Source organism: Streptomyces sp. NRRL WC-3549 (genome assembly GCF_000721935.1).
GTDB lineage: Bacteria > Actinomycetota > Actinomycetes > Streptomycetales > Streptomycetaceae > Streptomyces.
The window spans coordinates 1-5,730 of the sequence record NZ_KL585382.1 but is presented as its reverse complement, the minus strand read 5'-3'; the positions used below and the strand labels follow the sequence as shown (position 1 = coordinate 5,730).

General features: G+C 72.5%; 7 protein-coding genes. 1 reads left to right on the top strand and 6 read right to left on the bottom strand.

All coding sequences use genetic code 11. The features are described from left to right. The 6 genes from IH13_RS0101545 to IH13_RS0101520 form a co-directional block, all read right to left on the bottom strand. A partial coding sequence (locus IH13_RS0101545) for an NADH-quinone oxidoreductase subunit J family protein (RefSeq protein WP_031080375.1) occupies positions 1 to 351 on the bottom strand: 351 nt, incomplete at its 3' end. Continuing rightward, positions 348 to 1,019 (bottom strand): NuoI/complex I 23 kDa subunit family protein, encoded by a 672-nt coding sequence (locus IH13_RS0101540; protein WP_031080374.1) that lies wholly within the window; start codon positions 1,017 to 1,019, stop codon positions 348 to 350. The genes IH13_RS0101545 and IH13_RS0101540, both read right to left, overlap by 4 nt. Continuing rightward, entirely contained in the window at positions 1,019 to 1,987 is a 969-nt protein-coding gene (locus tag IH13_RS0101535; protein ID WP_031080373.1) for a complex I subunit 1/NuoH family protein, read from the bottom strand. Before IH13_RS0101535 ends, IH13_RS0101540 begins: the two co-directional genes overlap by 1 nt. Continuing rightward, complete coding sequence (locus IH13_RS36495; protein WP_037840652.1) at positions 1,984 to 3,612, bottom strand: NADH-quinone oxidoreductase subunit C; 1,629 nt, start codon at positions 3,610 to 3,612, stop codon at positions 1,984 to 1,986. Before IH13_RS36495 ends, IH13_RS0101535 begins: the two co-directional genes overlap by 4 nt. Next, positions 3,609 to 4,241, bottom strand: coding sequence for an NADH-quinone oxidoreductase subunit B (locus IH13_RS0101525; protein ID WP_031080371.1), 633 nt, complete (start codon positions 4,239 to 4,241; stop codon positions 3,609 to 3,611). Before IH13_RS0101525 ends, IH13_RS36495 begins: the two co-directional genes overlap by 4 nt. Continuing rightward, positions 4,232 to 4,633, bottom strand: coding sequence for an NADH-quinone oxidoreductase subunit A (locus tag IH13_RS0101520; protein WP_031080370.1), 402 nt, complete (start codon positions 4,631 to 4,633; stop codon positions 4,232 to 4,234). The genes IH13_RS0101525 and IH13_RS0101520 overlap by 10 nt, the downstream gene beginning before the upstream one ends. A gap of 240 nt (positions 4,634 to 4,873) precedes the next feature. Here IH13_RS0101520 and IH13_RS0101515 point away from each other — a divergent pair. Next, positions 4,874 to 5,730 (top strand): sensor histidine kinase (locus IH13_RS0101515; protein WP_031080369.1); only part of this gene is annotated, 857 nt, incomplete at its 3' end.

Genomic DNA, 5,730 nt, shown 5'->3' with positions numbered 1-5,730 from the left:
CGCCGAGGCGACCGCCACACCGAGGGCGACCCACCGGTTGCCGGAATCGGCGTCCGGTGAACGGCCGATGGGCGCCCGGGTGAGCATGAGTCCGAAGAGGAGGAGGACGACGATGGAACCGACGTAGATCAGGACCTGCACCCAGGCGATGAACTCGGCCGTGAGCAGCAGGTACTCGACGGCCAGGCCGCCGAGTGCCACGACGAGCCAGAGTGCGGCGTGTACGAGCTGCCTGGTCGTGACGGTGATGGCCGCCGCGCCGAGGGTGGCGAGGCCGACGAGGACGAAGGCGATCTCGACGCCGGTCGGGGAGAGGAAGCCGGGATGCCCGGCTCCTGCTGCGAGGTTCACCCCTGTCCCCTTCCTTCTTCTCCTTCTTCCGCGTCCGTACCCGGCCGGGTCTCTGCGGACTGCTGAGCCTCTGCGGACTGCTGGGCCTCGGCGGTCTGCTGGGCCTCTGCCGCCTGCTGGGCCTCGGCGGTTCGCCGGGCCTCTTCGGCGGCGCGGAGCTTGTCGGCCGTCTTGCGTGCGGCGGCGAGCTCCTTGGGCTCCTCGGCTCCCGGGTCGAGCGCGGGCGGTTCCGGCACGGTCCACATCCACTCGCGGAGCTTGTCGCGCTCATGGGTGAGTTCGTGGATGTCCGTCTCCGCGTACTCGAACTCCGGTGACCAGAACAGCGCGTCGAAGGGACACACCTCGACGCAGATACCGCAGTACATGCAGAGGGCGAAGTCGATCGCGAACCGGTCCAGGACGTTACGGCTGCGCTCACGGCCGCCCGGGGCCGCCGGGGGCACGGTCTCCTTGTGGGAGTCGATGTAGATGCACCAGTCGGGGCACTCACGGGCACACAGCATGCAGACCGTGCAGTTCTCCTCGAACAGTCCGATGACCCCGCGCGTACGGGGTGGCAGGTCGGGCTGGACGTCCGGGTACTGGGCGGTGACCGTGCGCTTCGTCATGGTCCGCAGGGTCACGGCGAGGCCCTTGGCCAGGCCTGAGCCGGGGATCGGGGGCACTAGTTGATCGCCACCTTCACGATGCCGGTGAGCGCGATCTGCGCGAGGGCGAGGGGGATGAGCGTGGTCCAGGCGAGCTTCTGCAACTGGTCCTCGCGCAGCCGGGGGTAGGTGACGCGCAGCCAGATGACGACGAACGCGAGCACGGCCGCCTTGAGCAGCGTCCACACCCAGCCGAGTCCGTCGGCACCGAACGGCCCGTGCCAGCCGCCCAGGAAGAGGACGGTGGTCAGCCCGCACAGCACGACGATCCCGGCGTACTCGGAGAGCAGGAACAGCGCGAACCGGAGCCCGGTGTACTCGGTGTAGGCGCCGAAGATGATCTCGGAGTCGGCGACCGGCATGTCGAAGGGGGGCCGCTGGAGTTCGGCGAGGCCGGCCACGAAGAAGACCAGTGCACCGACGATCTGCCAGGGCAGCCACCACCACTCGAAGGCGTCCAGGATGCCCGTGAGCGAGACCGTGCCCGCCGCCATGGCCACGGAGGCGGCGGCGAGCAGCATCGGCAGTTCGTAGGCGAGGAGCTGCGCGGCGGTCCGGAGGCCGCCGAGCAGCGAGAACTTGTTGGCCGACGCCCAGCCCGCCATCAGCGACCCGAGCACGCCGATCCCCATGACGGCGAGCACGAAGAAGATGCCCGCGTCGACGACCTGGCCGACGGCCCCTTCCCCCGGGCCGACCGGGATGGCGACGAGCACGAGGAGGTACGGGAGGAGGGCGACGGCCGGGGCCAGTTGGAAGATCCTCCGGTCCGCCTCGGCCGGGACGATGTCCTCCTTCTGCGCGAACTTCACCCCGTCCGCGACGAGCTGGGCCCAGCCGTGGAAGCCGCCCGCGTACATGGGGCCGAGGCGGCCCTGCATGTGGGCCATCACCTTGTGCTCGGTCTGCCCCACGACGAGCGGGACGACCAGGAACACGGCGAAGACGATGACCAGCCGGAGGGCGACGTCGAGTACGTCGTTCACGCGGTATCGCCTCCGGCGGGACGGTCGGTTCGGGGTTCGGCGGGATCGGGGACGGAGGCGGGGCCCGCACCGGGGCCGCGTGCGGACTCGGGGCCGGGGCCCTGCCCTGCCGTGGTCCCGGCATCGGTCCCGGACTCGGGGCCGGAGGCGGGGGCGGGGCCCTGCCCTGCCGTGGTCCCGGCATCGGTCCCGGACTCAGACTCAGGCCCGGACTCGGACTCGGTTCCGGACTCGGACTCAGGCCCGGACCCGGACTCGGTCCCGGACTCGGTCCCGGACCCGGGCCTTGTCCCTGTCCCGGCGGGCCCCGTCTCGGTACCTGTTTCGGCCTCGGCGTCGTCCCCCGTATCGGCCTCGGCACCGGCATCGGTGGTGCGTGGCTGTTCCGGGGCGTTGTCCGCCGTCGTGGGGCCCGGGGCGTCCGTCTTCGGCGAGGGATTGCCGTCGAAGGCGGGTTGGGCGTGGTGCCAGGGGGCGTCGGAGCTGCGCGTGGGACGGCGGGTCGGCCGTGTGGGCGCGACGGCCCCCGTGTCGGCACCGGCACCAACATCTCCGTCAGCAGCACCGCCATCCACACCGGCCGCCTCTGCGGCCCCGCCGACCTTCCCGGCCCCGCCGGCCTTCCCGGACTCGGCGGGCGTTGCGGTGTCGCCGGCCGGGTTCGGCGGCGTGGTTCCGGTCTGAGCGGTGGCCGTACCCGCCCCCGCTCCCGTGTCCGCGTCCACCGCGGAGGGCGTGCGCGTCGGTGGGGTGGCCTGGCTGACCGAGCCCTGCGAAGCGCTGCGGTTACGGCGCGGGCGCGCGGCCCGGGGTGCATCGGGCGCGCCCGGCACCGGCGTCGCCGCCTCCGGGGGCCCCGCCGTACCCGTGGCCGGCGCATCCGGGGCGGAGGGCGCGCCCGAGGCGCCCGGGGTGTCGGGGGAGGCTGTGGTGCGCTGGGCCGCCGAACCCTCGCTCGCGCTGCGGGACCGGCGTACCGGCCGGTCCCCCGCCGAGCCCGCCGCGCGTGCGCCACGGACCGGGCGGGCCGGGGCGGCCGGGAGCTGCCCCTTGAGCGGCCCCCATTCGTTCGGGTCCGGCACGCCCGGCGGCAGCATCGTGCGCCGCTTCGGTCCGCCGTGTTCGGACTCGCCCGGCTCCTTCGCCCCCGGCCACGCCTTCGCGACCCGGGCCGCCAGGACGAAGTCCTTCCTGAGCGGGTGGCCCTCGAAGCCCTCCGGCAGCAGCAGCGGTACCAGGTGCGGATGGCCCTCGAACCCGATGCCGAACATCTCGTGCGTCTCGCGCTCGTGCCAGGCCGCGCCCGCGTACACGCCGACGGCGCTGGGCAGGGTGGCCGCGTCGTGCGGAACCGTCGTACGGACGAGCAGGCGCCGGACCGTGCCCTCGCCGAGGGCGGCGACGTGGGCGCAGACCCGGAAGCCGGTGCCCGGCTCGTCGACCGCGCTCAGCCAGTCGAAATAGGTGCAGCCCAGCGCGGACCGGGCCGTTTCCAGGGCGGCGGTCCAGCCGGCGGCGGGGACGTCGACGGTCAGCAGGTCGTAGGCGTACGCGGCCGTGGCCTCCGGGCCGAAGACCTCGGTGACGGCGTCCGGCAGCCGGTCGTACGACTCGGCGGCGCTCACTGCTCCTCCCCCGGCGCCTTCGGGGCGGCCACGAGGCCACTGCTCAGCGCGGCGGCCGAGGGGCGGGGGGTGTCCTCGGTGGCGTAACGGCCGGCGAGCGACTCGCGGGCGATCTTCTCCTGGAGCTTCAGGATGCCCTGGAGGAGTGCCTCCGGCCGCGGCGGGCAGCCCGGTACGTACACGTCGACCGGGATGATCTGGTCGACGCCCTTGGTCACGGAGTACGAATCCCAGTACGGCCCGCCGCAGTTGGAGCAGGCGCCGAAGGAGATGACGTACTTGGGCTCGGGCATCTGCTCGTACAGCCGCTTCACGGCCGGGGCCATCTTGTCCGTCACCGTGCCGGAGACGACCATCAGGTCGGCCTGGCGGGGGCCGGGGGCGAACGGGATGACGCCCATCCGCATGAAGTCGTGCCGGGCCATCGAGGCCGCGATGAACTCGATGGCGCAGCAGGCGAGTCCGAAGTTGAAGACCCAGAGGCTGTAGCGGCGGCCCCAGTTGAGGACCACCTTCATCGGTTCGGGCGCGAGCCGGGAGAGCACGCCGAGCCTCTTCGGCTCGGGCAGCGGTGTCGGATCGGGCAGCGGAACGGGGTTTCGCGGGTCCGGCCGGCTCGTCACGCCCATGTGAGGACGCCCTTCTTCCATGCGTAGAGCAGTCCCACGGCCAGGAAACCGAGGAAGATGAACATCTCCACCAGCGTCGTCGCCCCGTACCCGGGCGCGGCGAACACCGTGGCCCACGGGAACAGGAAGATGGAGTCGACGGCGAAGATCACATACAGGAACGCGTACACGTAGTAGCGGACCTGGGTGTGGGCCCAGCCCTCCCCCACGGGGTCGACGCCGCATTCGTAGGTGAGGAGTTTCTCCGGCGTCGGGACCACCGGCCTCAGCAGCCGGGCGGCGCCGAAGGCGACGGCGACGAACAGCACGCCGACCACGGCGAGCAGTCCGACCACCGAATAGCTCTGGAAGTAGTCCGACGCGAGAACGGTCGGTTCCGCCACGTCCGCCACGTCCGTCCCTCGCTCCTTCACCCTGTTCGACGCTCCGTACGCACGGGAGTCTAGGCCCTGCCCCTTCCCGTTGTTCCGCTTCGGGTGCCGGTCCCGGGACTCCGGCGCGCGAGTGCGCCGGTGCGCGAGGCCCGTACGCCGGTGCGGGCGGCGGTGGTTCGGCGCGGTGGGGTTATCCCCACCGCGCCCCACCCCACGTACCCCATGGCGTGCGGCTGCGCCACCCGGCAGGCTGGTGCCATGACCATGAGCCCCCCTCTGCCGGACGCCGACCGGCCGCCGCCCGCACGCTTCGCCTTCGACCGGTGGACGTGGAAGGAGATCGCGCACCTCCTCGCCGATCTCCCGATGGCGATCGCCGGGTTCGTCTACTCGGTCCTCCTGATCGGTGTGGGTGCGGGACTGTCCGTCACCGTGATCGGTCTGCCCCTGCTCGCCCTGGGGCTGCAGGGCGCGCGCGGCATCGGCCGGGTGGAACGCGGCCGGGCACGAGGGATGCTGGGGGTCCGGGTCGAGGAACCGAGCCCGATGACACGTGGCCGGCGGAACCGGGGCTTCTTCCCGTGGCTGTGGTCGGGGCTCAAGGACCCGGTCGGCTGGCGGACGTTGCTGTACGCGTTCATCCGGCTGCCCTGGGGCGTGGTCACGTTCACCGTGACACTGGTGGGGCTGTTCGTCCTCTGGCCGGTGCTCCCCTTCGTCGCACGGGCGTTGGCGAACGCGGACCGGGCGATGGTACGGGGGCTGCTCTCGCCCTCCGACGAACTGGAGCGGCGGATCGCCGAGCTGGAGTCGGACCGGGGGGTGGTCGTCGACACCGCCGCCGCCGACCTGCGCCGCATCGAACGCGACCTCCACGACGGCGCCCAGGCCCGCCTCGTCGCCCTCGCCATGGACCTCGGACTCGCCAAGGAGAAACTCACCGCCGACCCCGAAGCCGCCGCCCGCATGGTCGACGAGGCCCACGGCGAGGTCAAGGTCGCCCTCCAGGAACTCCGCGACCTCGCCCGCGGCATCCACCCCGCCGTCCTCACCGACCGCGGACTCGACGCCGCCCTCTCCGCCATCGCCTCCCGCTGCACCGTCCCCGTCACGGT